The sequence below is a fragment of the Drouetiella sp. genome, assembly GCF_059504425.1.
This window is the reverse complement of the sequence record NZ_JCACIN010000052.1, coordinates 1-2,921: the sequence shown is the minus strand read 5'-3', so window position 1 is coordinate 2,921 and position 2,921 is coordinate 1. Positions and strand designations below refer to the sequence as shown.

The window sequence follows — 2,921 nt, the reverse complement described above, 5'->3', positions numbered from 1 at the left end:
GCTCAAAGCTCAAGCCATTCCAGAAGTCCTACTTTCTGCCCATAAATGGAGTGCCCCATAGCTCCCAGTTCTCTTTGTTAAAGGGCGATCGCCACTTGGAGATGAGAGAAGACTCGAGCTGTTTCCGGGGACGACTGGCGGCAGGAGCGTCTAACCAGAATGCCGTGCCCAGTTTCGTGGATAGCCCCGCTTGATAATGCGCTTGGGCATAGTTGTCCAGGTAGCGCTTACAAGTATGCCCTCCTTTCCAGCGTTGTCCGGACTTTGCGGTTTCCCCCACGTACAGCAACAGCGGTAACTCATAGTCAATCACAAAGTAAAGAGCGGCAATCCCAGCATCAGTAGACTTCCATCGCCAAAACTCAACATTTTGCTGGCGTAAGGCAAACGGGTCAAGGCTATCAGAGTTCTGTTGAGTCGACGCAGAGGGTAACTCAAACAGAGATTCCTGCTGGGTAGATGTCCCCATCTTGACCTGATGCTGAAACGCATAGACCCGCTGCTTCCATTGCTCGATCGACTCTGCACTTATCTTGAGCGGCTGAAGATGATGGAGCGGGGAGCGATCGGGTGGATTAGTGCCAGAGAATAAAGACAGTTGCTCAGTCATAAAATCGGTGGGGTAAGGGGTTCCGGCGCTAAGGGTGTGGAAGCAGCTGTCCTCAAGCGATGGGCTAACAACGTGTATCGTTGCTGACCCTTCACCTGGTTCACCGCCAAGCCGATCGCCTTCTGTGACCCCACCAGCACCACCAACTGACGGGCACGCGTCACTCCGGTATAGATCAAATTACGGGATAACATCATGTAATGCTGCATGAAGATTGGCAAAATTACTACCGGATACTCACTCCCCTGCGACTTATGAATCGTGGTGGCAAACGCCAGGGTGATTTCATTCAAGTCGGCATAATCATAGGTCACTAAGCGATCGCCAAATTCCGCCTCCACTTCCTGTTCTTCCACATCAATGCCCGTAATCACCCCCAAGTCACCATTAAATACTTCCCGGTTGTAATCATTCTTCTGTTGCAGGATGCGATCGCCGACTCGTAACGTCATCCCCCCTCGGGCAATCTCTGCCTTGCTGGGATCAGGGGGATTAATCAACTGCTGCAACACCTGGTTGAGATGTCGCGTTCCCACCTCGCCGCGCGTCATGGGGCAAAGAATCTGAACCTGCTTTGCCGCGTCAAAGCCTAGCTTAGGAATCAGATGTGTCACGATATCTCGAATGGCTGCAACGCCTTGCTCCGGTTCTGCTGCGTTAAACCAAAGAAAGTCAGTTTTTGGACAGTTGGAGACAGGCTCCAGCTGAGGGAAACTGCCTTGATTGATCCGGTGGGCATTGGTGATAATGGCAGACTCTTGTGCCTGCCGAAACACCTGAGTCAGCCTAATCACCGGAATTAGCCCACAGGCAATCAAGTCGTGCAGCACGGCTCCCGGTCCGACGCTGGGCAGTTGGTCTGTGTCTCCAACCAACAGCAGGTGAGCATCTGGGGAGATTGCCTTAAACAATGAGTTGGCCAGAAATAGATCGAGCATTGAAGACTCATCCACCACCAGAGCATCGGCAGGGATAGGATTGTCCTGATCTCGCTTAAACTTCATGTGTTTGGGGTCAAACTCTAGCAAACGGTGAATGGTCTTTGCCTCTTGTCCGGTCATCTCACTCAGCCGTTGAGCCGCTCGTCCCGTTGGAGAAGCCAGAGCGATCGGCTTGCCCATCGCTTTCCAGAGCGAGACGATCGTGCGGCAGGTAAACGATTTACCAGTGCCAGGTCCACCCGTGAGGATTAACACCCGATGAGTTGCAGCCATCACGACCGCCTGTCGCTGTTGGGGTGAGAGTTGCAGATGAGTTCTCTGCGTAAAGCGATCGATCCACTGCTCAACTCGCGGCACATCCACTTGGGTGGGTTTGCTCAACAAATGCTTGACCCGATTGGCTAACCCTTGCTCTGAGTTGAAGAACGAGGGGACATAGCAGAGGAATTGTCCTTGGAAATCACCACTGCCGCCTTGCAGGATTAATTCCGCATCAACGGACATATCAATGGTTAAAGCAGTCAAGTCATCCGGTTCAATTCGATGGTCAGGTAAAGCCAATCGCTCAACCGTTCGCGTCACCAGTTCAGGCTGAGGCAAGAAGCAATGTCCGTCCTCTGAGGCTTCGCCTAGAACATGCAGCAGACCTGCACGATAGCGGAACTCAGAGGTCGGATGAATGCCCAAGTGACGGGCGATCTCATCGGCAGTGACAAACCCAATGCCATAGACATCTGTTGCCAGCCGATAGGGGTTGGCGGTCACCGTCTGAATCGATTCATCTCCATATTGCTTGTAGATCTTGACGGCATAAGTCGTCGAAACGCCATGCCCTTGCAGGAACAACATCACTTCTTTAATCGCCTTCTGGGTTTGCCACGCGATTTGGATGAGTTTGACCCGCTTTTTAGCAATACCGGGAACTTCGATCAACCGCTCGATGTGATGCTCGATGATGTCGAGGGTTTCCAGCCCAAAGTGCGCCACAACTCGTTTGGCGGTGACCGGACCCACCCCCTTGATCAACCCACTGCCCAGATATTTCTCAATGCCCGTCAGCGTGGCGGGCTTGGTTTCCCGATACTGCGTTACCTGAAACTGTTGACCATACTGGGGATGCTCTCGCCAGATTCCCTGCATCTGCAGAGTTTGCCCTGCCTGAATCGTGGCAAAGCTACCGACGATCGTCACGAGTTCACGGGTGCGAGGGGCTTTGAGCCGCGCTATGGTGTAGCCTGACTCCTCGGAGTGGTAGGTGATGCGCTCTACTACTCCTTGTAGCGGTTCAATCGGGGGCTGTGCGTTCATCGCCGGTTGCTGTTGCATAGTACAAATTTACAGCACTATTAACGGTGTGAACCCGTTTCCCA

General features: G+C 52.9%; 2 protein-coding genes. Both read right to left on the bottom strand.

Features of this window, described 5'->3' with window-relative positions; all coding sequences use genetic code 11:
- Positions 1-28: 28 nt before the first annotated feature.
- Entirely contained in the window at positions 29-610 is a 582-nt protein-coding gene (locus tag AC5JMP_RS12985) for a GIY-YIG nuclease family protein (RefSeq protein WP_495851898.1), read from the bottom strand.
- Entirely contained in the window at positions 607-2,877 is a 2,271-nt protein-coding gene (recD2, locus tag AC5JMP_RS12980; RefSeq protein ID WP_495851897.1) for an SF1B family DNA helicase RecD2, read from the bottom strand. The genes AC5JMP_RS12985 and recD2 overlap by 4 nt, the downstream gene beginning before the upstream one ends.
- Positions 2,878-2,921 lie beyond the last annotated feature (44 nt).